This window comes from Nocardia sp. NPDC051832 (assembly GCF_040681285.1).
In the GTDB taxonomy this organism is placed as follows: Bacteria; Actinomycetota; Actinomycetes; order Mycobacteriales; family Mycobacteriaceae; genus Nocardia.
In genome coordinates this window covers 245832-271906 of the sequence record NZ_JBFAYL010000007.1, presented here as the reverse complement: position 1 = coordinate 271906, position 26075 = coordinate 245832, and the positions used below count along the sequence as shown (strand labels likewise).

Below are 26075 nucleotides of genomic sequence, written 5' to 3'. Positions count from 1 at the left end.
TCCAACACCCAATCACCCTTGCGCACAAGGCTTCTCGTTGGCGCGCCGGGTCGAATGTCCAGTAGGCCGTCAGGCGGTCGACGGGATCGGATGGGTTTGCCCGCCGCGCAGTTTCGCGGTGATCCACCAGGCCGCCTCGACCAGCACGATACCGACCGCACCCAGCACCAGCGCCGCAGTGGTGAGCCGCACGTTGGACGGATCGAGTTTGAAGAATTCACGGGTGAACGGCATCGTGAACAGGAAAATGTACGCGGCGATCGAGGCGCCGATCAGCACGATCTTCCACCACACATAGGGCCGCGCCACCAGCGCCAGCACCCACACCGCGATCATGATCAGGGTGATGAGCGCCGTCGTACTCGCCTGCACGCGTTCGGTTTCGGAGGCGTCGGGACCCTCGTAGGCGATCAGGTAGGCGATGAAGGTACTGACGCCGATCACCACGCCGGACGGGATCGCCAGCCGCATCACCCGGGACACGAACCCGGTGCGGGCGCGTTCGTTGTTCGGCGCCAGCGACAGGATGAACGCGGGGATACCGATGGTGAACCAGGCCGCGATCGTGACATGCCGGGGCAGGAACGGATACCCGAGCGGTTCGTAGCCGAAGATCTGCGAACCGACTCCGGCCACACCGACCAGGAACGCCAGCAGTACCGAGTAGACGGTCTTGGTGAGGAACAGATTCGAGACCCGCTCGATATTGCCGATCACCCGCCGGCCTTCCCCGACCACGTAGGGCAGGGTGGCGAACTTGTTGTCCAGCAACACGATCTGCGCCACCGCGCGGGTCGCCGGGCTGCCCGCGCCCATCGCCACGCCGATATCGGCGTCCTTGAGCGCCAGCACGTCGTTCACGCCGTCGCCGGTCATCGCGACCGTGTGGCCGCGCGACTGCAAGGCGCCCACCATGGCACGCTTCTGGTCCGGCCGGACCCGGCCGAAGGTGGTGTGCTGCTCCAGTGCGTCGGCCAACGGCTGCTGCTCGTCCGGCAATTCGCGGGCGTCGACGGCGTTGTCGCCGCCGGGCAGGTCCAGCGAGGCCGCGACCGCGCCCACCGAGACGGCGTTGTCGCCGGAGATCACCTTCACCGTAACGTTCTGCGAGGCAAAGTATTCGAGGGTCTCGCGGGCATCCGGCCGGACCTTCTGCTCCAGCACCACCAGCGCGGCCGGCCGCACGGTGCCCGGCGCGTCCGGGGCGTCGACCGGGCGGTCGCTGCGGCCCAGCAGCAGGATGCGCAGACCGGAGGAGCCGAGTTCCTCGGCGAGCCGGGCATCCTCGGAGTGCGAGTCCAGCAGGACGTCGGGCGCGCCGAGCAGCCAGTCGCCGTGTTCACCGTAGGACTGACCGCTCCACTTCTTCGCCGAAGAGAACGGGGCGACGGCGGTCTGGGTCCAGCCCGGCCCCTCGGGCAGCGCCTCGGCGATCGCCTGCACGCTGGCGTTCGGGCGCGGATCGCCGGCGGCGATGGCGGCCAGGGCATTTCGCACCTCGGCCTCGTCGATCTGCCCGTCGCCGAGCACCTTGATGTCGGACAGGCGCATGCCGTTCTCGGTGAGCGTGCCGGTCTTGTCCGCGCACACCACATCGACGCGGGCCAGGCCCTCGATCGCGGGCAATTCCTGCACCAGGCACTGCCGCCGGCCCAGCCGCACCACGCCGACCGCGAAGGCGATCGAGGTCATCAGCACCAGGCCCTCGGGCACCATCGGCACCAGCGCCGCCACCATGCCGGTGACCGCGGGCCGCCAGGACTCGCCGCTGGAGAACAGCTGGTTGTAGATGATCAGCAGTCCGGCCGGGATCAGCAGGTAGGTGATGAACTTCAGGATCTTGTCGATACCGCTGCGCAGCTCGGAGTGCACCAGCGTGAACTTGCTGGCCTCCTCGGCGAGTTTGGCCGCGTACGCGTCTTTGCCGACCTTGGTGGCGCGGTAGGCGCCGCTGCCGGAGACGACATAGCTGCCCGACATCACCGACGTGCCCAGCGGCTTGTCCACCGGATCGGCTTCACCGGTGAGCAGCGACTCGTCGATCTCCAGCGCCGCGGACTCCTCGACCTCGCCGTCGACCACGATCTGATCACCGGGGCCGAGCTCGATCAGGTCGTCGAGCACCACCTCGCGCGGCGGGATCTCGGTGGCGACGCCGTCGCGGCGCACCGTCGGCTTGGCCTGGCTGACGATCGCCAACTGATCCAGGGTGCGCTTGGCCCGCACCTCCTGAATGATGCCGACCGCGCTGTTGGCCACGATGAGCAGGCCGAACATGCCGTCGATCAGCGAACCGGTGGCCAGCACCAGCAGGAACAGCACGCCGAGAATCGCGTTGATGCGGGTGAAGACGTTCGCGCGCACGATCTCGCGCACCGAGCGACTGGCCCGATCCGGCACATCGTTGGTGCGCCCGTCACGACGACGTTCCTCTACCTCCGCCGCGGTGAGTCCGGTGGCGTCGGAGGCCTGCACGGTGATCGACATGCCAGCCAGCCTAAGGCGTGTCGGACTTCGAGCTGCTCCGTGCCGCGCGGAGCAGTCGACGGATTATGGGATGACCGCGCGCCGCCCGCACTAGTAGCGTGCATCGCGTGCGGCGAATCGGATCGGCTCCAGGCGTGGTGTTCGGCACCGGCGCGTACCTGATCTGGGGCCTGTTCCCGGCGTTCTTCGGGCTGCTGGCCTTCGCGGACCCGGTCGAGGTGGTGGCGCAGCGGATCGTCTGGACGCTGGTGGTGGTCCTGATCGTGCTGGCGTGCAGCGGGCGGCTGCGCGAGCTGCTCGGGATCGATGCCAAGACCTGGCGGCTGGCGGCGGTCGCGTCGTTCGCGCTGTCGCTGAACTGGGGCGTGTACGTCTACGGCGTGCTCACCGGGCACGTGGTCGAGTGCGCGCTCGGGTACTTCATCAATCCGCTGGTCACCGTCGCGTTCGGTGTCGTGATCTTCCGGGAGAAGCTGGGCCGGGCGCAGTGGGTGGCGCTGGGGCTCGGCGCGCTCGCCGTGGCGGTGCTCACCGTCGACTACGGCCGGCCGCCCTACATCGCGCTCGTCCTCGCCTGCTCGTTCGCCACCTACGGCCTGGTCAAGAAGGTCATCCGCCTGGACGCGCTGCGCGGCATCGCGGCCGAGGGCATCGTCGCCGCGCCCTTCGCCCTGGCCTTCATCGCCTACCTGGTGTTCTCCGGGCGCACCGAGTTCGCCTCCAGCCCGGCCCACACCGGCCTGCTGCTGGCCACCGGCCCCGTCACCCTGGTCCCGCTGCTGCTGTTCGCCGTCGCCGCCCAGCGCGTCCCGCTCTCCACCATGGGCCTGCTCCAATACCTCACCCCCGCACTGCAAATGGCCTGGGGCGTGGCCGTCATGCACGAACCCATGCCGCCCTCCCGCTGGGCCGGATTCGCCCTCATCTGGGCCGCTCTGGCCCTCTTCACCACCGACGCACTGCGCCGCGCCCGCACCCGCCGCACCACCGAGCCCGTCGTCACGGAACCCACCTAGCCCTTGAACCGCTCCTCGAACGCCGTCCGATTCGGGGTGACCGGCTGCCGCCCCCACACCGCGAACACCACCCGCCCGAACGCCGCACCGCGCTCCCCCAACGCCAGGTCGAACGCCTCCGCGACCTCGGCCGGATCGTTCCGGAACACCCCGCACCCCCACGCGCCGAGCACCAGCTCCCGCACCCCGTGCCGCGCCGCCACCGCCAGCACCCGATCGGCCCGCTCACACAATTCCGCGCGCACGGAAACCGGCTGCTCCGAACGCAATCGGAGCTGCCCGGCGTTGGGTGCGGGCGAAGTCAGGAACGACACCGGGTAGGGGTCGGCAATCAGATCACCATGCCGATCCCGGATCACCGGCACTCCCGGCGCGAAGATCACCCGATGGCTGTACCGCAGATCCGTCGACTTCCGATGCGCCGCATAGTAATCCGGCGCCTCCAGCAGACACCGATACAACAACGCACTCCGGCACAGATCCTCCTCCTGCGCCCGGGCCCCGCCCAGATACCCACCTCCCGGATTCCGCGCGGACGCGAAATTCAACACCCCCACCGACCGCCCACCCTCCTCGTATAACCGCCGCGCCGCCTCGACACTGCCCTCCCCCGTCACCTCGACCTTCCCCCGAAACGCCCCCTGCCCGGCCCCACCGAGGTCATCCTCGGGCGCATAGGACACGGTTCCCTGCCGGGCCGCCTCGAGCAGCGCCCCGATCCGTACCTCGACACCGTCCCGCGTCCGATACCCGCCCCGGTCCGCGATCTGCTCGTTCTCCCTGGCCATTTGCCTTGGGCTACTACTCATTCCGCAGACGCTACGGATTCCGCTTTCACCAGTCATCTCATTTTTGGTTATCACAACCAAATCTGGGGCGGCGGGCGCCTTCCGCACCCTCGCCGCCGCGGTGCCTCGCCGAGTCGCACTGGGCCCGGTCACCACGCACAGGGCGGCTCGCTGTGAGAAGACCAGACCGGGCGGGCCAACCCAATTCGGTTGGTTAGCATCGCGTTTCGTCAGCTTGTGTGCGGTGGGGCGGGGGCCCGGTCGCATCGTTCGAACCGTTGGTACGGAGGGCCGCTATGCGCGCCGCCGAGGACATTCAGACCACCGCGCCCCCGGCGCTCCCGCCGTTCGCCTGGCGCGAATTGTCGATCATCAGTGGGCTTTTCGCCGTTCTCCTGATCGCACGGCTGGGGCGGTATCCGCTGTGGGGCGACGAGTTGTACCTGGTTCCGGTCGGACGACGATCGCCCTGGGGCTTCGCCGATCAGGGGCCGCTGGTCCCGTTGCAGGCCCATCTCTCGGACCTGATCGCCCCGGGTTCCGCTGTGCTGCTCCGGCTTCCGGTCGTCCTGCTGACGCTGGCCACCGTCGTGCTCGCCGCCCTCATCGCCCGCGAACTCGGCGGCGGCCGGGCCGCGCAGCTGATCGCCGCGATGAGCTACCTCTGCACGCCGTTCGCAGTGCAGCAGTCCGCCGCGATCAGCACCTTCGCCTACGACGCCGCTCTGGTCTCGCTGCTCTGCTGGCTGCTGATCCGCTGGGTCCGCACCCGCCGGGACCGGCTGCTGATCGCCGCGGGCGTGGTTGCGGCAGTGGACTTTCAGGTGAAATGGATGGTGCTGGGCGTCTGGGCCGTACTGGGGCTCAGCGTGCTGCTGTGCGGGCCTCGCGAGGTGCTCCGCCGCCCGGCGCTGTGGGCCGCCACCGCGATCCTGGCGCTCTCGACGATCCCCGCGCTGCTGTGGCAGTCCCGCCACGACTGGCCCCAGATCGCGATGGGCGCGGTGATCAGGGCCGAGCAGACCTCCATGTCCGACGGCCAGCTCGCCTCGGCGATCCGCGAACTCCTGCTGACCACCGGCCCGAGCGGAATCCTGCTCCTGATCGGTATCTGGGCGGCGGGCCGATCCCCCCGCCTGCGCCCCTACCGCTTCCTGTTCCCCCTCGGTGTCCTCCCCCTGCTCGCGGTGTTCCTCGCCGGCCTGCGCCCCTACTACCTGGGTGACGGTTTCGCGGTCTTCTACGCGGCCGCCGCGATCCACCTCGTCGGCGACGAACTCCGCGACCGCACCAAGAAGATCCTGACCGCCTATTTCGCCACCGGAACAGCAGTCGTCCTCGCCGCGGTATGCCTGCTCCCCCTGCCCCAATCCTGGCTGCACACCCCCGCGATCCGTAACGGCGACATGGCGATCCGCGCCCAGTTCTACGGCCTGCGCGGCTGGCCCCAACTGGTCGACACCGTCGAACGCGCCCTCGAGTCCCTACCTGCCGCCGAACGATCCCGAACGATCCTCATGACCCAGAACTACTGGCAGGCCAGCGCACTCGACGTCCTCTCCCGCAACCCCCTCCCCCCGATCTACAGCCCGAGCCGCGGCTACGGCTACTTCGGCCCCCCACCCGACACCGCCACCCACGTCCTCTACATCGGCGGCGACAGCCTCACCCCCACCCTCCCCGCCCTCTTCACCACGGCCACCCCACTCGCCCGCCTCGACGACCCCACCGGCTACCAGGGCGTGAACCACGGAATCCGCCTCTGGCACTGCACCGGCCCCCTCCGCCCCTGGTCCCGAACCTGGCCCGAGCTGATGACCCTGCGCATCGAACACGGAGACTGATCAGCCATTTCGTGGCATCACGATGGGTGCCGTGATTCCTCGGTGCCGCGACTCTATTCCGAGGGACCGACAACCGCCCGTGGCCGATCGTGTTGCGGCGCAACACGCCGTTGCGGTGTGGGGTGGGGGTGGTGGCGGGGGTGGCGCGGGGAGAATGCTGGGCATGACTTGGATGCGATTGCTATGAGCGACAGGGCCGGTAGCGACCTTGCGGGGGTGGGTTCTGCGGAGTTGCTGGAACGGGCGCTGGTGGTGGGGGATCCGGAGGATGATCGGTGGTGGCGGACGGTGACGGAGTTGCAGCACCGGACCGATCGGGGGACCTTCGATGCTGTTGCGGCACTGACGGATTCAGCGGACGCGACGACGCGGTTGCTTGCCGTCGACGTATTGAGTCAGTACGGATACGCGCACGAGAAACCGTTTCTGGAGGACGCGCTGCCGTTGTTCGCGGCGGCGTGCGGGGATGCGGATCCGCGGGTGGTCGCGTCGGCGATCGGCGGATTCGGGCACCACTACGATCCGCGGGGGCTGCCCTATGTGCTGCCGCACATCACTTCCGAGGATCGGGGTATCCGGTTCGCCGCCGCGGTGGCGCTGGCCACGATCGCCGGGGAACCGCCCGCCGCCGAGGCGGTGGCCGCGCTGGCGCGGTTGAGCACCGATCCTGAAGACATGGTGCGGGATTGGGCGGTGTTCGGCCTCGGCACCCAGCTCGAGATCGATACCCTCGAGGTCCGCGACGCGCTCGCCGCCCGGCTGGACGACCACGACCCCGAGACCGCGGCCGAGGCCGCCATGGGGTTGGCCCGGCGCGGCGACCGTCGCGCGGTGGCCGCGCTGCACGGCATGCTGGCGGGCGAGCCGAGCACGCTCGCGCTCGAGGCCGCGACCGTGCTCGGCGCACCGGAGTTCCTGCCCGCGCTGCGGGCCTTGCGGGACGACGCGGGCGCGGCCGAATCGTGGTACCTCGCCACGCTCGACGACGCCATCGCCGCCTGCACCCCGACGAACCGAGCTACCAGCTGACGTTGATGTGCCCCGGAGTCCAGGTGCCCCAGCGGTCCTTCGGGTCGACCTGAATCCGTGCGCGCACCGCGTTGGGATCCAGCGGGATGTACTGCTCGAGCGAACCCCAGTCGCCAGGTCGATCCCAGTCGTGGTTCAGGTAGGCCGGGACCGTGCGGGTGGTGTACAGGAGCTGGGTCCAGCCGAGCGGTCCGCCGCCGACATGGTCCTGCCACATATTGGTGATGGAGGCGCCGGTCCGGTCCGGCAGAATCCGGTACTCGGGCAGCTCGGAGACGCCGACCCGGGTGGGCAGGTGCTTCTGGCACGGGAAGTTCAGCCCGACGGCCCAGTCCAGCAGCACCGGGGTCTGCGAACCGAGCAGCGCGTTCAGGGTTTTCGTCTGTGGGACGCGGGGCGGGGTGACCGCCAGCCACTGGTCCTTGCCGAGATCCTTGTCCTCGGCGACCAGCCGGACCACATCGGCGTCACCGGGCAGCTGGTCGAGCGGGACGCGCACGTTGCGCCACAGCGGCGCCGGACCGATATCGATCGGCAGGATCCGCCCGACCGCAGCGACGCTGCCGCCGGAACCCGCTGTGCCGTATTCGAGTTCGAGATGCTGGCCGGGCTGCACGACGCCGTCGGCGTCGACGGAACGGATCCGCCCCGCCACCGCGATGGCGATGATGTCCCCGCGCTTTCCATCGACCGCGTCGGGTAGCCGGAACCAGCCCGTGGTCAGCGCGGCCGGAGTCTGCGCGCCCTCGCGGTAACTGCCGAGCACCGGGGTGCCGGCCGGGTCCAGCCCGAATGGCAGCGCAACGGAGCCGCCGCTCGTGGTATCCGATTCCGAGTCCGCCGATTTCGCGGCGTCCTGGAGGTCCTCGGGATCGCTGGAGACCGTGTTGGCGCGACCGGTTTCGGAGTCCACCTCGTCGGAGACCAGCACCGGGGCAACACCGTTCGCGCCGAAGCCGGCGGATTCGGTCCCGGCCAGCGCGGTCACCATGTCCCCGGTCAACGGCGCGAGCATCGACGCGTTCGGATTCGTTTCCACCAGCACGTCGTCGGCGAGACCGCAACCGCCCGCGAACGCGGCGGACACATTGGACTTCCCGAGCGAGTACGCGGGGTACTGCGACACCGTGGCTTTGACGAACGAGCCCACCTCGAAGATCACCATGAACGCGGCGACCAGCGCCAGCACCGGCACCCGGGTGATCCGCTCGGCCCACGGTCTGAGCCGGGTGTCCGGACGGATATGCCACCACGCCGCCACCAGCAGCGCCAGCACCGACAGCCCGACCGCGAAGGACGAGAGCCCCTTACCCGCGATCTCCGGCGCCTTGTCCCACCACGGGATACCCCACGACGACACATACCAGTAGCCGTTGGCCGCCACGAAGGTGATGCCGAGGGTGAAGAACACCGCCGCCGCGAACAGCGCGCGGTTGCGCACCGACCGCAGGACCCGGGGCCCGGCCGCCACCGCGGTGAGCGCGGCGACGCACGCCGCCAGCCCGGCGAACACACCGAACTGGTGATTCCACTTGGTCGGCGAGAACATCATCAGCACCATCGCGGCGAAGGTGATGCCCACCAGCCGCCGCGTCGGCCCCGCCGCCGTCCCGGGTAGGTGGCCGCCGCGGCGCAGCATGCTCACCACACACACGATCAAGCCGAGCACCAGGAGGAACATGCCGAAACGTCTGGTGAGCCAGCCATCCCCGCTCGGCGTGATCAGGTACTGCCAGCGCAGGTATTCCTCGAACCAGGATTGCCCGGGCGGAACCAGGTCGTGCACGCGCAGCATCTCCTGCACGGCCGCCAAGGTCCGGTCGGCGAACACCACGGTCAGCACGACCAGCCCGGCTGCCGCCAGTGGTGCGAGCAGCGACAGGTACCCGGTCGTCTTCGCCCGCCGCACCAGGACTTCGGTCATGCCGCGCGCCCCCGCGGCCAGCGCGCCCAGGCAGATCAGCCCCGACGGCGCGGCCGTCAAGGTGAACGCCGCCACGATGATCGCGCACGCATAGGGCAGCAACCGCCGGGTGGCCAGCGCCCGCTCCACCGACACCCAGGTCAGCAGCACCCCGGTCGCCACTACGAATTCGGCGCGCAGACCGTTGTTGTAGGGCAGCCAGAACGCCAGGAACATCAGCGCCGAAGTCCACACCGCGACCCCGCTGCGCAGCGCGGCGCCGAGCCGGGGCAGCACCTCGCGGCTGATCACCCACCAGCAGATCACCGCGGCTGCCAAGGTGGGCAGCCGGACCCACGGGCTGACCGTGGAAATCTGTGCGAGCCAGCCGATCACATCGGTGTAGGGCGTGTAGAACGGCCCTTCGTCGACGCTGAACCAGCGGTAATAGTTCGACATGTATCCGGAGCTCTGCGCACCGCGCGCCATGCCGAGGATGTATCCGTCGTCAGAAGTGTTGGCGCCCACGAAATGCCAGACGCCCAGCGTCGCGAACACCACCCAGTCGACCGGCCGCAGCCGCCACCACCGGGTCGGCAGGAACCGGCGCGTGGCCCGGCCGTCGAGGCAGTCGAGCCGATGCAGCGCCACCAGCGCGACCAGCGTCGCCAGCACACACAGGACGATCGCCGCGAGCTTCCAACCCGTCGGCGAAGTGGAGAACCGCGAGTCGACCGTGATGTCCACGCCCAAACCCTGTGGCGGCGCGCCCTTTACGTCGCTGAAGACGCCGACCACCTGCGGGCGCAGGTCTTTACCGGCGAGATCACCGGAACTGATCGGCCCGGCCCCGCCGACCGCCACCGAATTCTTCCCGACCCCCAAATCGACTGCCACGGAACAGTTCTGGTCGCGCACGGCCGCCAGCGGAGCCGACCACAGCAGCGTGTTCCGCGAGACCACATCGACCCGCCCGGGCCGGTCGGCGGCATCCGGCACCACCTTGACGACGAACCCGTACCGCTCCATGTCCGCGGACTGCCGCGGGATGGTCGACATCACAACCCCGCCGGTGTCGGTCAGCGCGGTCATCGCAGCGCACGGGATGGTCGCCGACAACTCGGTCGGCGCATACGCGGTCAACGGAGCCTGAATGCTGGTGACCGAACCGTTCTGCGGCCACGCGATGGTGGCGGCATCCATCCGCACCGGCAACAACGGAATCGCGACCGCGCACAACACCCCGATGAGCCCCGCGATCAACGCAACCGGCCGAGCCCACCCCCGATCCTTCGGCGATCTCGCAGTCTCGGTCGCGGATTCGTCAACGGACGCCCCCGCCCACACCATTGTGTCAGCCACGGAGCCTGATAGTAGCGGCGGATTCGAAAACCGAAACCCGTTGCCACCACGTCGCCCTCACCCAGAAGCGATGAACACGCAGCTAACAGCAACTTTCACACCGCCGAAAATGGTACTCCCGCCTAGCTTCCCACCAGCGCTCCGCCCAATCGCCCAACCGGCACAACCCGATCGGTTTTCCAGTGCGCCAGGGCGAACGCCGAGCGCAGCGAGGCAAGCCCGAAGCAGTGCGGCACCGGGGAAGCGAAGCGCCCCCGGTGCCCATCCGGCCGGAAGATAGTCGGGACGAAAGCCGAGCGTCAGCGAGGCTTCGTCCCGACTATCACGCTGCGCAGGCCACCGACTGGACGTTGGCCAGCTGCAGCATCTGGCAGGCCCAGGTCTTCTGGACCTTCCACTTGCCGTCCTCGGCGACGAACGGCACGTCGGCGATGTTCTCCTGGCCGTTGATGGTGATCTTGGCCTTGGCGTTGATGGTGTCGCCGAAGGCTGTCACCTCGGTGACCTCGGCCTTCGCGCCGGACTGCTGGACGGCCTGGGCCAGGCGGCCCGGCAGTTCCGGATCGGCCTCGGCGCCCTGCACCATTTCCAGCTTCTCGGAGTTCGGCACCGCCGGGTCGAGCGCCTTCTGCAGCTGGGCGTTCAGCTCCGCCACGGTCGGGACCGGCGGCACGTTCGCCGCGCTGGTGGCCGCCGGGGCACTGGTCGTCGAGCTCTTCGCCGTCGAAGTGTCCTTCTTGTCGTCGCTGCTGCAAGCGGTCATGCTCAGTGCGGCGGCGAGGGCCAAGCCGGCGATCGCGATGCGTCCAGTCTTACGAAGCTTCAACTGCTCGTCCTTTGCGTTCGAGTAGGTTCCGTGGTTTCTCGCAGCAGCTTCCACCGGAGCGGGCGTCACTGCACGGTGCTTCAGGCTAGTGGAGGCTGTCGAGCGGATCGGCACGGGACAGACTGATGTCGTCGGCGCTGAAGGTACGCGCTGGACCCGGCCCTGTCGAACTGGTCTCGAAACGCACTGTGACCACTCCCAATCCGGCTCCCTGCACCCATCCGTGCCCGAATTCCGGGTGCGTGACATCCATTCCGGGATACCAGAAGGTTGCTCGGGGCTCCGGCGTGTCGTCCGCGGCGGCCGGGGCGGGCGTTTCGGGCACCCAGCCGGCCGCGGCATCCTCGACCGGGTCCTGGTCCAGCTCCGGGAACAGTGACTCCTGGCGCACCGTCGACAACCCGCCGAAACCCACGCCCACCAACCGGATCGGACCCAGCTCGGCGGGGTCGATCGCGGACCGCTGCGCCGCGGTGGACAGGGTTGCCAGATCCGTTGTCGCGTAGGGCAGGGTGAACGAGCGGGTCACCACGCTCATATCGGACTTCTTCAATTTCAGCACCACGGTGCGCGCGGCGCGGCCGTCCTTCGCCAGCCGCCGGTGCGCGGACGCGGCCATCACCTCGATCGCGGGCCGCAGCTGAGCGAGGGTGACGATGTCGGTCTCATAGGTGTTCTCGGCGCTGATCTGTTTGGCTTCGGCGCGTTCGGCGACCGGGCGGTCGTCGATACCGCGGGCCAGCCGGTGCAGCGCGAGCCCTACGCTGCCACCCAGAATCGAGGCGGCCTCGGATTCGGGGAGCGCGGCGAACGCGCCGACGGTCTCGATACCCAGTGAGCGCAACCGGCTTTCGGCGACCGGGCCGATCCCCCAGAGTTTGCGGACCGGCAACGCGGCCAGCAACCGCTGTTGCTCGCCCGGCGAAACCACCCGGATGCCATCGGGTTTGGCCAATCCGGACGCGATCTTCGCCAGCTGTTTGCCTGTCCCCGCGCCGACCGAGGCGACCAGGCCGGTCTTCGCCCGCACCGCGGCCCGCAGCTCGGTACTGAACTCGTGCACCTGCGCCACCGTGGCGCCGGCCAATTCCGCGGGCTCGCCGAAGGCTTCGTCGAAGGAGAGCGTCTCCAGCACCGGGATCCGGCTGCGCAGCGTCTCGAACACGCGCCCGCTCAGCTCGCCGTAGACCGCACCGCGCGGCGGCACCACCACCGCGCTCACCCCGACCAGCCGCCGCGCCTGATGCATCGGCATGGCCGAGCGCGCGCCGAACACCCGGGCCTCATAACTCGCGCCGGCGACCACGCCGCGCCCGCCGGTGCCGCCGACGAGCACCGGCCGCCCGCGCAGCGTGGGCCGGGTCAGTTGCTCGACGGATGCGAAGAAGGCATCCATGTCGATGTGCAGCACCCAGCGCCGGGCGGCGCGCTCCGCCTCCTCCGGCGGATACGGCGGCTGCGCACTCACCGCGCTCGCCGCAGGTTCAGGGTCCTCACGGCCAGGAATCTACGCGGCCCCACCGACAGGTTCGCGCACCGGCGAGTCGGCCGGTGACTGTGCGATAGCTACCGCCCTCAGCCCCGGGTCCACCCGTCTTGACCTGCCCCGATCGGACTTGGCGTCTCAGCCGGTGTGTGATGATCGGGGGTATGAAGATCCGCAAGGCCGTCATCCCGGCCGCTGGAATCGGCTCCCGGCTCCTCCCCCTCACCAAGGCCATCCCGAAGGAGATGCTGCCGGTCGGTGACAAGCCGGTCATCGAGCACACCGTGCGTGAACTCGTCGCGTCCGGCATCACCGACATCACGATTGTCGTCAGTGGCGGAAAGTCGTTGATCCAGGACCACTTCCGCCCCAATCCGGCGCTGGTCGCCCAGCTGCGCTCGGACGGCAAGGACGCCTACGCGGACGCGGTCGAGGAAGTCGGCGATCTGTCCCGGCTCGGCCACATCACCTACCTCGATCAGCACGGCCCCTACGGCAACGGGACGCCCGTCCTGAACGCCGCCCGCAACGCCGGCGAGGAACCGATGCTGGTGCTGTGGCCCGACGACGTCTTCGTCGCCGAGGTGCCGCGCGCCCAGCAACTGGTCGACGCCTACGAGGCGACCGGAGCGCCCGTGCTCGCGCTGATGCCGATGGATCCGGCCGAATCGAGCCGGTACGGCGTGCCGGTCGTCGCCGACGATCAGGGCAACGGCCTGCTGCGCATCACCGGGCTCCGAGAGAAGCCCAAGCCGGTGGACGCGCCGTCGGCGTACGCCGCGATCGGGGGTTATGTGGTGACGCCCGGCATCATCGAGGAGCTGCGCCGGCAGACCGACGCCTGGTACGAACATCGCAGCGGCGAGGTGTATCTCACCGACGCGATCAATGTGTTCGCGGCCGACCACCCCGTGTACGGCCAGGTGATCCGGGGCCGCTGGTACGACACCGGCAATCCGGCGGATTACCTCGTCGCCCAATTCGCTTCCGCGCTGGCCCATCCCGAGTACGGGCCGCTGCTGCGCGGGCTGGTGACCGGAGAGGGCTAGGAGCTCAGAAGAACCGGCGGATGGCGTAGATGTTGAATTCGCGCAGGGGTGTAAGCCCGACCGGGACGCCCCAGTCGTAGGCGTTGAGAATCTGGCCCATTCCGGCATAGATGCCCACGTGCGAACCGTCGCGGTTGAGTACCACCACATCGCCCGGCGCCAGCCCGACGAACGCCACCGGGATACCCACCTTCGCCTGTTCCCAGGTGGTGCGCGGCAGCTTGATCCCCACCTGGCGATAGGCCCACTGGACCAAGCCCGAACAGTCCCACGCATGCGGCCCGTTGCCGCCCCACTGATAGGGCTTGCCGACTTGCGAGGTGGCGATCGCGAGCGCGGCCAGCCCGCGGGGGCTGGCGATCGGGAGCGGCAATTCGGCCGAGCCGCTGCTGCTTCCGACCTCGTTGAGCGTCTCGGCCATGTTGATACCGGTGGTGGCCAGGAACTCGGCCATGCGCAGGGTCTGTTCCAGGTAGGTGGTCTCCCGGGCCTCGGCGGCGTTGCCGAGCGCGGCAGCGCCGGTGTCGGCCACGGCGGTGCAGGGGGTCAGCAGGGCCGCGCACACCGCGGGTGTGGCCAGCAGCAGGCCCAGAGTCGTTCTCTTACCGGGTCTCTTCGATGTCTTCGGCACGGCGGGCGTCTCCTCGGCTAAGCCACAGCCACCGGACTCGAGGACGACACATCAGAAGACCGGTAGACGTGGAACCACAGCGCAGAGATACCTCTGCACCCCACTAGCACCATCGAATTCTGCGCCCGCCTCCCCCGCCCACCAAGCTTCTAGCTAATTTTCAGCGTTGCATCTCGATCACGGTCGAGATGCGGGCGGGTAAAGCGAACGGGGCCGACTCCAGCTGGAGTCGGCCCCGTTCGAGAGCCTTACTCAAGACGACCGGGTTCAGGCCTTGCCGAGCGACACCTTGACGCCGCCCACGATCTCGGCCGCGTCCGCCCCCGCGTCACCGAATGTCAGTGCGGTGGCGAGGATTTCGCCCGCGATCAGCTCACGATGCGTCTCGGCCCAGCCCAGCTGCTCGGCCGGAACCTCCAGCACCACGGTGATCCGATCCGAGACGTCCAGGCCCGCCGACTTGCGGCTTTCCTGCAGGTCACGGATGAGGTCGCGGGCCCAGCCCTCGGCCTCCAGCTCCTCGGTCACCACCGAATCGAGCACCACCAGCCCGGCATTGCCGGGCAGCGCGGCGGTGGACTCGGGCTCGGCCGCGACCAGGCGCTGCGTGTATTCCTCTGGCAGCAGGGCGATACCGGCGGCGGTCACGACGCCGTCGGCGCTCTCCGACCAGTCGCCGGCCTTGACCGCCTTGATCACCGTCTGCACGTCCTTGCCCAGGCGCGGGCCCGCGGCGCGGGCGTTCACGACCAGCTCGAAACGCCCGTGCACGGCGACGTCGGTGGTCAGGTCCACCTTCTTGACGTTCACCTCGTCGGCGATGATGTCGGCGAAGGGCCGCATCCGGTCGGCGTCGGCGGCCGCGATGGTGACCTCGGCCAGCGGCAGGCGCACCCGCAGGTTCTGCGCCTTGCGCAGGCTCAGCACCGTCGAGCAGACCGTGCGCACCTCGTCCATGGCGGCGACCAGGTCCGGATCCTCCGGCAGCTCACCCTCCTTGGGCCAGTCGGCCAGGTGCACCGACCGGTCACCGGTGAGGCCGCGCCAGATCACCTCGGCCAGCAGCGGCAGCAGCGGCGCGGCCAGCCGGGTGACCACCTCGAGCACCGTGTGCAGGGTGTCCACGGCGTCGCGGTCCTCGGACCAGAAGCGCGAACGCGACCGGCGCACATACCAATTGGTGAGCGCGTCGGCGAACTGGCGCAGCTCGTCGCAGGCCCCGGCGATGTCGTAGGTCTCCAGCGCCGCGGTCATCACGTCCCGCGTCGCCGCCAGCTTGGCCAGGATGTAGCGGTCCAGCACGTGCGGCGAATCCGTGCGCCACACACCGGCTTCCGAGGCGTAGAGCTGCAGGAAGGTCCACGCGTTCCAGAGCGGGCGCAGCGCGTGGCTGACCCCTTCGCGGATGCCGCGCTCGGTGACGATGAGGTTGCCGCCCCGCAGGATCGGCGAGCTCATCAGGAACCAGCGCATGGCGTCGGAACCGTCCCGGTTGAACACCTCGTTCACATCCGGGTAGTTGCCCTTGGACTTGGACATCTTCAGGCCGTCGTCGCCGAGCACGATGCCGTGCGCCGCAACCGTTTTGAACGCCGGGCTGTCGAACAGCGCGGTGGACAGCACGTGCAGGGTGTAGAACCAGCCGCGGGTCTGCCCGTTGTACTCGACGATGAAATCGCCAGGGAAGTGGCTGTCGAACCAGTCCTTGTTCTCGAACGGGTAGTGCACCTGCGCGTAGGGCATGGAACCCGACTCGAACCAGCAGTCCAGCACCTCGGGCACCCGCCGCATCATCGACTTGCCGGTCGGATCATCGGGATTCGGCCGGACCAGGTCGTCGATCATCGGGCGGTGCAGATCGTCCGGGCGCACGCCGAAGTCGCGCTCCAGCTCGTCCAGCGAGCCGTAGACGTCCAGGCGCGGGTAGGCCGGGTCATCGGAGACCCACACCGGGATCGGGCTGCCCCAGTAGCGGTTACGGCTGATGTTCCAGTCCCGCGCGCCCTCCAGCCACTTGCCGAACTGGCCGTCGCGGATGTGCTCGGGCACCCAGGTGATCTGCTGGTTCAGCTCCACCATGCGATCACGGAACTTGGTGACCGCGACGAACCAGGACGGCACCGCCATGTAGATCAGCGGCTGACCGGAACGCCAGCTGTGCGGGTAGGAGTGCTCGATGGTCTCGTGCCGCAACAGCTTTCCCGCGGCCTTGAGGTCCTTGATGATCACCGGGTTGGCGTCGAAGACCATCAGGCCCTCGTACGGCGGCACCATCGAGGTGAACTTGCCGCCCGGATCCAGCGGCTGCACGATCTCGATCCCGTTGGCCGCGGCGACATCCATGTCCTCCTCACCGAAAGCCGGTGCGAGGTGCACGATCCCGGTGCCGGAGTCGGTGGTGACGTAGTCGGCCGAGAGCACCCGGTGCGAGTTCGGGTGGCCGGCAAAGAAATCGAAGGGCGGCGCGTAGCTCAGACCCACCAGCGCGGCACCCAGATGCTCGGACAGCACCTCGGGCTCCTCGCCGAACTCCCGCACGTAGTGCGAAACCCGCTCCGCGGCCAGCACATAGCGCTTGCCGTCAGCGGCGCGCAGATGGACGTAGGTCACATCGGGGTGCACCGCGACCGCGAGGTTCGAGGGCAGGGTCCACGGGGTGGTGGTCCAGATGAGCGCGTTCGCGCCGTCCAGCGCGTGCAGCGGATGCTCGCCCGGCACGCTCAGCACCATATCGACGGTGACCGCCGGGTCCTGGCGCATCTTGTAGGCGTCGTCGAGCCGGGTCTCCTGATTCGACAGCGGCGTCTGCTCGTACCAGCTGTAAGGCAGCACCCGGAAGCCCTGATAGATCAGGCCCTTGTCGTACAACGACTTGAACGCCCACATCACCGACTCCATGAAGTCGAGATCCAGCGTCTTGTAGTCGTTGTCGAAGTCCACCCAGCGTGCCTGACGCGTCACATAATCACGCCATTCACCGGTATACCGCAGCACCGAGGATTTGCAGGCGGCATTGAATTGCGCCAGGCCCATCTCATCGATCTGTGATTTGTCCGTGATACCGAGCTGCTTTTCCGCTTCGATTTCCGCGGGCAAGCCGTGGCAGTCCCAGCCGAATCGCCGGTCGACCTTGTTACCCCGCATCGTCTGAAACCTCGGGATGAGGTCCTTCACATATCCGGTGAGGAGATGTCCGTAGTGCGGCAAACCGTTGGCGAACGGCGGTCCGTCATAGAAGACGAACTCGCCCGCACCCGCGCGGTTCTCGATGCTGGCCCGGAAGGTGTCATCGGCGGCCCACGCGTCGAGGACCTTGCGCTCCAGGTCGGGGAAGGATCCGGCGCCGAGATCGACGCGAGGGTATGCGGCCTTGCCTACAGTGTCGTCCGCCATCGCGGCTGGGTCCACCATAAAGATGCGTCTCCTCGTGCCACCGCGCCCCGGGGGCGCGTATCTGTCAGGCACGGGGACGATGCCGGCGCCGGTGCGCCGAAACCGCGGTACCACCCCGTTTGTCCGGCGCACGGAGCCGCCGGACCTCTCGTTGTGAGCTGTGACGGGCTCAACCCGTTCGGTTCTAGTAAGCGCTGGACGCGCCGTTCTTCCGAAGGCTCCCCGGTGATGGCCGGATCGACGCCGTGTTTCTTACGATTCTAACCAGTACTGTCCAGCAGGTTTCCGCAGCCCTGAGCCCGGGTACAAGCAAGTAGCTCAAGATCTACGAAGGTGCAAGGTGCTCCCAGGTTCTCACCGCTTCGCGTGCCGCCCCGGCGGTGGCACCGCCTCGCCGTCCGGCTTACGCATGGACAGCGCGCTGACCAGCAGCAGCACAGCACCGATCACGCAGACCAGGATGCAGCCCCAGGCCCACAGCACCGACCCGGTGGTCAGTGCCGTCACGAGCAGGGCGAACCCGATCGCAGCGAGAACGAGCGTCAACACGAGCATGGTGACCCCCTGGAGGGAGGGCAGGAGGCGCAGCCGACGGGGTGAGTTAGCTCAGCCATGCCAGGCGGTTCGACGGGGGGAGTTTTCTACTTGGAGCCCTTGGCGAACTGTGCGGGCGCCAGGTTGTTTCCGGAGCCGGCATCGACGAACGCTTCGCCACCGTCCACCGGAACCGCGGACCCACGGTTCTCCAACTCTTCCAGCTGCGATTCCAGGTACGACTTGAGCCGCACACGGTATTCGCGCTCGAAGGTCTTCAGCTGCTCGATCCGGCTCTCCAGCACGCTGCGCTGCTGGGTGATGGTCGCCATGATCTCGGTGTGCTTGCGCTCGGCGTCGGCCTGCAGGGCGTCGGCCTTCTCCTTGGCCTGGCGCAGCTGGTTGTCCGAGCGGTTCTGCGCGTCGGACAGCATGGCTTCGGACTTCTGGCGGGCATCGCCGATCATCGCCTCGGAGCGGGTTCTGGCGTCGCCCACTAGGCGCTCGGAGTTGGCGCGCGCGTTGGAGAGCAAATTCTCCGCTTCGACCTTCGCGTCGCTGGTCAGCCTGTCCGCCATCTCCTGGGCGAGGCTGAGGACCTTGGCGGCCTGCAGATTGGCGTCGGCGCCGGGGGCTTCCTTCGGCGGTGCGGCGACCGGCATCGGGGCGGGCGGGGCCTGCACCGGGGGCTTGATCGGCTCCGGCGGCGGGGGCGCCTGCTGCACTGGGGCTTTCACCGGTGCGGGCGCGGCCGGGCGGTTCTTCTTGGCATCGGCCAGTTCGGCATCGAGCTCGGCAACCCGCTGGCGCAGGTCGGCGTTCTCCTCGATCAAACGGGAAAGTTCCTGCTCCACAAGATCAAGGAAGGCATCGACTTCATCTTCGTTGTAGCCGCGCTTCCCGATCGGCGGTTTGCTGAACGCGACGTTGTGCACATCGGCTGGAGTCAGCGGCATGGAAGGATCCCTTCACGCGTCTTTTGGAGATGTAGCAGATCTAGCAAGGTATCTCGGCCCATTCTGTCACACCGGAGCTACCGGTTGGCTGTGCCTGCGAACGATTGGTCATCACGACACGCGGCCTTCCGCGAATGTCATCGCGATGAACACCGCGAACAGCAGGACCATAATCGACAGATCGAGTCGAATTCCTCCCAATGACACCGTGGGTATCAATCGCCTCAGCAGTTTCACCGGCGGGTCGGTGATCGTGAAGATCACCTCCAGGAGGACGACAACGACACCGGTCGGTCGCCAGTCACGGGCGAAGCTACGGATGAACTCGACAATCACCCGGCTGATCAACAACAGCCAGAAGATGAACAGTACGAGGTACAGCACCGCGAACAAGGCCACGACCTCACTCTGCCGCAAAATCCGCGCCGCGCAAAATGACCACACCGCCCCCGGCGCAACGGATCTGATGAAACCCCCTGATCACAACCCTATTTCTGGTTGTAGAAGCCGGTTTCGGCGATCCGGCGCCGTTCCTCGGCGGAGACGTCGACATCGGCCGGCGAGAGCAGGAACACCTTCGTGGCCACCTTGTCGAACGAACCCCGCAGCGCGAAGGCCAGTCCGGCGGCGAAATCCACCAGCCGCTTGGCGTCGGCGTTGCTCAGGTCGACCAGGTCCATGATCACCGGGTTACCTTCACGGAACCGCTCGCCGATGATCCGGGCCTCGCTGTAATCGCGCGGGCGCAGTGTCGTGATCTTGGACAAGGGACCTCCGTCCTCGAAGATCCCGGGCCGGCGCGCGGGGGCCGGTTCGGGGCGCACGCGCTCCTCCAGCCGGCGCTCCTCGGCGTCGGGATCGACAGCGAGCGCACCGCGGGTCGCTCCGCGCATCATCGGCGCGCCGCCACCAGCGGTGAAGCGGCGGCTCGACGACGGGGCCGACTCGATCCGGGTGGGGCGCCGGGGCGCCTCGTAACGATCGTCACCGTAGGGCTCGTCGGCGTAGTCGTCGCGACGCGCGACCGGGTAACCGGCCTTGTACGGCTTGTAGACCGGCGCGGGCTCGGCGTAGTCCGGCTCGTCGTCGAACCGGTCCGCCGGGGCGTAACGCTCGGCGCCGTAAGGGTCTTCGGCGTAGCGGTCGGCGGGGTAGCCGCCCGCGTAGGGGCTCCGACCACGCGCACCACGAGGCTCGCTTCCCCCACGAGGGGCGGCAGCGGTTGCGCGCGGATCGTCGGCGACGTAGTCGTCTTCGTAATCCTCGAGCGGAACCATGCCGAAGTAAGCCTTGAACTTGTGCAGTGTGCTCATTACCGCACCTCGTGTTCGCTCATGTGGTCGACCTTCCTTCGGCCCCGGTGGCGGCCGGGTATTGAAGTTTTGCTCAGCCCTCTTCCGTCCCAAGCATATGTGTCGAATGTGACTGATGAGGTTTCTTTGCTACGCCGAGGTTATCGGTCGAGCGCCCATCAAGGCGGTACCGACACGCACGCAAGTCGAACCGTGTTCGACCGCGACTTCCAAATCCGAGGACATTCCGGCAGAAAGTTCGGTCGCATCGGGGTGTCGTTCCAGCAACAGGGTGTGCAAGGTCGCAAGTCGTGCAAACGCGCTATCGGTGTCAGCTTGCAGCGGTGGAATGGCCATCAGGCCTCCCATCTGCAGTCCTTCCGATTCGGCTATCAGGTCGGCGAGGCCGTCGAGCGCGGCCGGCGCGACGCCGCCCCGGGACGGGTCTTCATCCAGGCTGACCTGCAGCAGGACCCGCACCGGCGTGTCTCGCTCCCCGGCCTCCAGCGCGTCGCGTGCCGCTCTGTCAAGTGCCATTGCCAGCCGTTCGCTGTCGACCGAGTGCACGGTGTGCGCCCAGCGCGCGACAACCCGCGCTTTATTGCGCTGCAGCCGCCCGATCATGTGCCACTGCACGTCGCTGAGGTCTCCCTCACCCACCAGCTCCGGCAGCGCCGCGACTTTCGCCGTCGCCTCCTGCTCCCGGGATTCGCCGAACTCGCGGCGGCCGAGCTGGTAGAGGATCGCCACATCCGAGGCCGGAAAGAATTTCGTCACGGGCAGCAGCCGCACCGATTCCGGCGCGCGCCCCGCCGCTCGGCACGCCGCGTCGATCCGGCCCGTCAGTGCCGACAGATTCGCCGACAGCTCCACGGTGCGGGCGTCGAGCTGGGTTCCGGTGTTCATGCCGGCGTCTCCATCCAGATCACCCCGGCGATCCGTCCGGTCGGCGCGCCGCGGCGGTGACTGAACAAGGTCTTGTCCTCGATGGTGCAGCGCGGATCGACCGCGACCGCCCCGATCCCGGCTTCGGTGAGCTGCCTGCGGATCCCGGCGCGCAGATCCAGCGACGGCGTACCGCGCACGGTCGTGGCGGCGCTGCCCGGCAAATGCTTCTCGACGTCGTCGCGCATGGCGGCAGGCACCTCATACTGCCGACCTGACGCGGCCGGACCGAGGAACGCGCCGATCCGGTCCACCCGCGCCCCCACCGACACCATCGCTTCCAGAACCTTTGGCACGATCCCGATCCGAGCGCCGATCCGCCCCGCATGCACAGCGGCGATCACCCCGGCTTCGTCATCGGAAAGCAAGATCGGCACACAATCCGCACTGAGCGTGACCAACGCGAGATTCGGCACGGTGGTCACCAGCGCATCGGTGGCGGGCACCGCCTCCGACCGCGGCCCGTCGACGATCTCGACATTGCGCCCATGGATCTGCTCCATCCACACCAGCCGATCCGGCGTCAGCCCGATCCCCTCCGCCAGCCGCTCCCGATTCCGCCGCACCGCACTCGGCTCATCACCGACATGATCACCGAGGTTGAACGTGTCATACGGCGGCGCCGAGAACCCACCAGACCTGGTAGTGGTCACCCGTCGAACAGTCACAGTCGGCGCAGCAGTCATACCGCCGAGCGTAGTAGCCGAACACCGACCACAACGAATGCCGCGCACCCCCGGAGACCACCGTCACCAACACGCAAAACAGCGGGCCATCCACACCTCGAATGACCCGCCACCATCAATATTTCCAGCACCTCAGGGCGAACGCCGAGCGCAGCGAGGCAAGCCCGAAGCAGCGCGGCGTTCGTCCGGTCTACCGCCTCATGAACGAGGGCACGTCGACGTCGTCATCGTCGTCGTCGGCGTCCGGGGGCTGGATGTGCGAGCGCGAGTTGTGCGTCACCGTGGGCTCGGCGAGGCGGGCGCGTTCGCTTTCCATGTAGCTCGGGACGGTGCCGCGAGTCGGGTTGCTCGGCGTGGCGGCAGGGGGGTCCGTCCGGGCAGTGACGGCGGGCTCGGTGCTGGCGCGGGACGAGCCGATCTCCCCGGCGCGGCCGGAACCGATGGCGGTGCGGGTGGATTCGAAGCTGCGCCGGGCCGGGCCGCCGCCGTCGAAACCGGCCGCGATGACCGTGACGCGGACCTCGTCGCCGAGCGAGTCGTCGATCACCGTGCCGAAGATGATGTTGGCCTCGATGTGCGCGGCCTCCTGCACCAGCGAGGCGGCCTCGTTGATCTCGAACAGGCCGAGATCGGAACCGCCGGCGATCGAGAGCAGCACGCCGTGCGCGCCGTCCATCGACGCCTCCAGCAGCGGCGAGTTGATCGCCGACTCGGCGGCCTTCACCGACCGGCCCTCACCACGGGCGGAGCCGATGCCCATGAGCGCGCTGCCGGCGCCGGACATCACCGACTTCACGTCCGCGAAGTCGACGTTGATCAGGCCGGGGGTGGTGATCAGGTCGGTGATGCCCTGAACACCGTTGAGCAGCACCTCATCCGCGGAGCGGAACGCGTCCATCAGGCTCACCGCCGCGTCGCCGAGCTGTAACAGCCGGTCGTTCGGGATGACGATGAGCGTGTCGCAGGACTCGCGCAGCAGATTGATGCCGACTTCGGCCTGGTTGCCGCGGCGCTTGCCCTCGAACGAGAACGGCCGGGTGACCACGCCGATGGTGAGCGCGCCCAGCTTGCGGGCGATGCTGGCGACCACGGGCGCGCCACCGGTACCGGTGCCACCGCCCTCGCCGGCGGTGACGAAGACCATGTCGGCGCCCTTGAGCACCTCTTCGATCTCGTCCTTGTGGTCTTCGGCGGCCTTGCGGCCGACCTCGGGGTCGGCGCCGGCGCCGAGACCACGGGTGAGCTCACGGCCGACGTCGAGCTTGACGTCGGCGTCGCTCATCAGCAGCGCCTGCGCGTCGGTGTTGACCGCGATGAACTCGACTCCCTTGAGTCCCTGTTCGATCATCCGGTTGACGGCATTCACGCCGCCGCCGCCGATTCCGACGACCTTGATCACAGCAAGGTAGTTGTGCGGGGGCGTCATGGGCTCTCGCCTTCCTTCGATCTAAAGCCGTCGTTTCGGACGGGCAAACCCTGAACCTCAACCATAGGGTTGGCGTTATGTCAAGTATCCGACTGCTGCGGAACGCTATTCGCAGCCGCCGCGATACGCTCGCAGGCGCGCCGAGGTGAGTACCAGAATCTTGCGTGATCCCGCTCGCCTCGCCGCGCCACACGTCATATCGTGGACGGTTGCCCCCTGAACCCGATCTTGCTGAAAGATCGCTGGGCGCAATGGGTGTCGCTCACTTTACCGTGACCAGATTAGGACTCGAAACGTCGAACACCGTGCCCTCACGGGTCAACAGCGGCAACACGACCTGCGCCTTACGCTCGCCGTCGTTCGTCCCGCCCCACACTACCGTGCGCCCGTCGGTCAGGTTCAGCGAGATATCCGAAATCGACCGTGCGACAACCTCACCCACCTGCGCCACCAGCGCCGGAGGCAGCACCCGCAGTACGCCGACCGCGGCGTCGGTCACCGGATCGCTGCCGCTGGGCCGCTCGGTGAGCAGCTTGGGCACCCCGATCGGCGTCGGCTCGACGGCGAATTCGATGCCCTCGCCGTCCACCAGGTGGGCGCCGTCGGGGCCGTCGAAGTACAGCACCGGGACGCGTTCGGACACCGTCACCTTGATGGTGGACGGGAACATCCGCTGCACGCGGGCGGTGTGCACCTTCGGAATGCCCGCGACCCGGCGCGCCATCGCGGTGGTATCCATCCGCAGCATGGAGGTGCCCGCCGGGATCTGGAGCTGCTCGCGCACCGCCTCCTCGGACACCGCCGTCAGCCCGTCGATCCGCACGGTGCGCACCGATAACGTCGGCGTGAACCAGGCCAGCACCATTACAGCGGTAAGAACGCACACTCCCAGCAAACTGAACAGCCAGAGCCGGCGATCCAGCCGCCACCGCGCGAGCCCGGAACCCACCGGTTCACCGCCCGTACGGCGGACGCGCCCGCAGGCCGTCGAGGATCTGGCTGCCGAGCATCGTCACGTCGCCGGCCCCCATGGTGATCACCACGTCGCCGGGCAGGGCGAGCGCCGCGGCTTGCCGGCCCACCCGGGAGATATCGGGTTGATAGTGCACCGGTTTGGTGACCGCCTGGGCGACCAGCGCGCCGTTCACCCCGGGCAGCGGCTCCTCGCGCGCCCCGAACACATCGAGCACGACCACCTCGTCGGCCAGGCTCAGCGCGGCGCCGAACTCGGTCGCGAAGGTCGCGGTGCGGCTGTAGAGATGCGGCTGGAAGACCACGATGACCCGCCCCTGCCGGGATCGGGCGCCGTCCCGGGCCTCCTGCTGCACCAGTTCGGCGGCGGCGCCGAGCACCGCGCGGACCTCGGTCGGATGGTGGGCGTAGTCGTCGAAGACGCGCACGCCGTTCTCCCGGCCCACGAACTGGAACCGGCGATGCACGCCGCCGAAACCTTCCAGCCCCTGCACGATCTCGTCGATATCGGCGCCCGAGGCCCGCGCGGCCAGCAGCGCGGCCAGCGCGTTCATCGCCATGTGCCGGCCGGGCACCGACAGGCGCAGGGTGCGCGGGGCGGACTCGTCGGCCAGCTGGAACTGGGCGACGCCGCCGACATCACGCGGCTCCCAGTGGTGCAGGCGCACCCCGACCGGAACGGGCGCGTCCGCCACTTCGCCGGAGCCGTAACCCAGGACGCGCACGCCCTTGGCGGCCAGCTTGTCCCCGACTCGTTCGGCCAGCGCGCGCGAACCGGGATCGTCCAGGCACACCACCAGCAGGCCGCCCTCGACGATCCGGTCGGCGAAGTCGTCGAACACCTGGGCGTAAGCCTCGGGGGTGCCGAAGAAATCCAGGTGATCGGCCTCGATATTGGTCACCACCGCCACATCCGGGGAGTACTGCAGCAGCGAGCCGTCGCTCTCGTCGGCCTCGGCCACGAAGCTGTCGCCGGTGCCGTGGTGGGCGTTGGTGCCGGCCTCGTTGAGTTCGCCGCCGACCGCGAAGGACGGATCGAACCCGCAGTGCTGTAGCGCGACAATGAGCATCGACGTGGTCGAGGTCTTGCCGTGCGTGCCCGAGACCAGCAGCGTGTGGTGGCCATGCATGAGCGAGGCCAGCACGGCCGGGCGCAGCAGCACCGGAATCTCGCGCCGGTTGGCCTCCACCAGTTCGGGATTGGTCTTGGGGATGGCCGCGTAGGTGGTGACGACCACGGTGGGGCCGCCGGGCAGCAGGTCCAGGGCGCTGGCGTCGTGGCCGATGCGCACCTGCGCGCCGCGGGCCCGCAGCGCGAGCACGCCCCGGCTCTCCTTGGCGTCGGAACCGGAGACCTCGCCGCCGCGGGACAGCAGGATCCGGGCGATGCCGGACATGCCCGCGCCGCCGATGCCGACCATGTGCACCCGCTGCAGGTCGGGTGGGAGAG

20 protein-coding genes are annotated in these 26075 nt (G+C 68.4%); 4 read left to right on the top strand and 16 right to left on the bottom strand.

The genetic code is table 11. The features are described 5' to 3' along the window. Positions 1–69 precede the first annotated feature (69 nt). Positions 70–2487: a cation-translocating P-type ATPase gene (locus AB0M14_RS35465; protein ID WP_365003728.1), complete on the bottom strand. Its 2418-nt coding sequence runs from the start codon at positions 2485–2487 to the stop codon at positions 70–72. A 107-nt stretch (positions 2488–2594) separates the two neighbouring features. Between AB0M14_RS35465 and rarD the strand changes: the two genes are divergently transcribed. Then, the gene (gene rarD, locus AB0M14_RS35460; protein WP_365003725.1) at positions 2595–3503 is read left to right on the top strand and encodes an EamA family transporter RarD; all 909 of its coding nucleotides are present in this window, start codon (positions 2595–2597) and stop codon (positions 3501–3503) included. On the opposite strand, the gene AB0M14_RS35455 is transcribed toward rarD, so the two are convergent. Continuing rightward, complete coding sequence (locus AB0M14_RS35455) at positions 3500–4312, bottom strand: TIGR02452 family protein (RefSeq protein ID WP_365003722.1); 813 nt, start codon at positions 4310–4312, stop codon at positions 3500–3502. The genes rarD and AB0M14_RS35455 overlap by 4 nt on opposite strands. 275 nt (positions 4313–4587) lie before the next feature. Between AB0M14_RS35455 and AB0M14_RS35450 the strand changes: the two genes are divergently transcribed. Further along, a complete protein-coding gene (locus AB0M14_RS35450; RefSeq protein ID WP_365003719.1) occupies positions 4588–6135 on the top strand; it encodes a glycosyltransferase family 39 protein in 1548 nt (515 codons plus the stop codon). A 216-nt stretch (positions 6136–6351) separates the two neighbouring features. Then, positions 6352–7164 carry a HEAT repeat domain-containing protein gene (locus AB0M14_RS35445; RefSeq protein ID WP_365003715.1) on the top strand — a complete coding sequence of 271 codons (813 nt, stop codon included), beginning with the start codon at positions 6352–6354 and terminating at the stop codon, positions 7162–7164. Here the strand turns inward: AB0M14_RS35445 and AB0M14_RS35440 are convergent. The 3 genes from AB0M14_RS35440 to AB0M14_RS35430 all read right to left on the bottom strand — a co-directional run bounded on the left by AB0M14_RS35440 (position 7154) and on the right by AB0M14_RS35430 (position 12723). Then, on the bottom strand, positions 7154–10429 hold the full coding sequence (locus AB0M14_RS35440; RefSeq protein ID WP_365003712.1) for an arabinosyltransferase domain-containing protein: 3276 nt from the start codon (positions 10427–10429) through the stop codon (positions 7154–7156). The two genes, AB0M14_RS35445 and AB0M14_RS35440, sit on opposite strands and share 11 nt — an antisense overlap. A gap of 322 nt (positions 10430–10751) precedes the next feature. Further along, positions 10752–11255, bottom strand: coding sequence for a hypothetical protein (locus AB0M14_RS35435; protein WP_365003710.1), 504 nt, complete (start codon positions 11253–11255; stop codon positions 10752–10754). Positions 11256–11340: 85 nt separating this feature from the next. Further along, positions 11341–12723, bottom strand: coding sequence for a DNA polymerase IV (locus AB0M14_RS35430; protein WP_365003707.1), 1383 nt, complete (start codon positions 12721–12723; stop codon positions 11341–11343). Between the two features lie 182 nt (positions 12724–12905). Here AB0M14_RS35430 and AB0M14_RS35425 point away from each other — a divergent pair, with 182 nt between their 5' ends. Then, positions 12906–13790, top strand: a complete 885-nt coding sequence (locus AB0M14_RS35425) for a UTP--glucose-1-phosphate uridylyltransferase (RefSeq protein ID WP_365003704.1) — start codon at positions 12906–12908, stop codon at positions 13788–13790. A 4-nt stretch (positions 13791–13794) separates the two neighbouring features. Here AB0M14_RS35425 and AB0M14_RS35420 read toward each other — a convergent pair whose 3' ends face one another. The 11 genes from AB0M14_RS35420 to murC form a co-directional block, all read right to left on the bottom strand. Continuing rightward, on the bottom strand, positions 13795–14244 hold the full coding sequence (locus tag AB0M14_RS35420) for an NlpC/P60 family protein (protein WP_365003896.1): 450 nt from the start codon (positions 14242–14244) through the stop codon (positions 13795–13797). A gap of 444 nt (positions 14245–14688) precedes the next feature. Then, entirely contained in the window at positions 14689–17814 is a 3126-nt protein-coding gene (gene ileS / locus AB0M14_RS35415) for an isoleucine--tRNA ligase (RefSeq protein WP_365003893.1), read from the bottom strand. Positions 17815–18168: 354 nt separating this feature from the next. Beyond that, entirely contained in the window at positions 18169–18369 is a 201-nt protein-coding gene (locus AB0M14_RS35410; protein ID WP_365003701.1) for a hypothetical protein, read from the bottom strand. Between the two features lie 86 nt (positions 18370–18455). Beyond that, positions 18456–19304, bottom strand: a complete 849-nt coding sequence (locus AB0M14_RS35405; RefSeq protein ID WP_365003698.1) for a DivIVA domain-containing protein — start codon at positions 19302–19304, stop codon at positions 18456–18458. 111 nt (positions 19305–19415) lie between these two features. Beyond that, positions 19416–19703 carry a YggT family protein gene (locus tag AB0M14_RS35400; RefSeq protein ID WP_365003695.1) on the bottom strand — a complete coding sequence of 96 codons (288 nt, stop codon included), beginning with the start codon at positions 19701–19703 and terminating at the stop codon, positions 19416–19418. 89 nt (positions 19704–19792) lie between these two features. After that, entirely contained in the window at positions 19793–20617 is an 825-nt protein-coding gene (locus AB0M14_RS35395) for a cell division protein SepF (RefSeq protein WP_365003692.1), read from the bottom strand. A gap of 129 nt (positions 20618–20746) precedes the next feature. Next, positions 20747–21502: a YggS family pyridoxal phosphate-dependent enzyme gene (locus AB0M14_RS35390; protein ID WP_365003689.1), complete on the bottom strand. Its 756-nt coding sequence runs from the start codon at positions 21500–21502 to the stop codon at positions 20747–20749. Further along, positions 21499–22227, bottom strand: coding sequence for a peptidoglycan editing factor PgeF (gene pgeF / locus AB0M14_RS35385; protein ID WP_365003686.1), 729 nt, complete (start codon positions 22225–22227; stop codon positions 21499–21501). The genes AB0M14_RS35390 and pgeF overlap by 4 nt, the downstream gene beginning before the upstream one ends. A 190-nt stretch (positions 22228–22417) precedes the next feature. Next, positions 22418–23653: a cell division protein FtsZ gene (gene ftsZ / locus AB0M14_RS35380; RefSeq protein WP_365003683.1), complete on the bottom strand. Its 1236-nt coding sequence runs from the start codon at positions 23651–23653 to the stop codon at positions 22418–22420. 262 nt (positions 23654–23915) lie between these two features. After that, positions 23916–24602: an FtsQ-type POTRA domain-containing protein gene (locus AB0M14_RS35375; RefSeq protein ID WP_365003680.1), complete on the bottom strand. Its 687-nt coding sequence runs from the start codon at positions 24600–24602 to the stop codon at positions 23916–23918. Positions 24603–24606: 4 nt separating this feature from the next. Then, positions 24607–26046 (bottom strand): UDP-N-acetylmuramate--L-alanine ligase, encoded by a 1440-nt coding sequence (gene murC / locus AB0M14_RS35370; RefSeq protein WP_365003889.1) that lies wholly within the window; start codon positions 26044–26046, stop codon positions 24607–24609. Between the last annotated feature and the right edge of the window lie 29 nt (positions 26047–26075).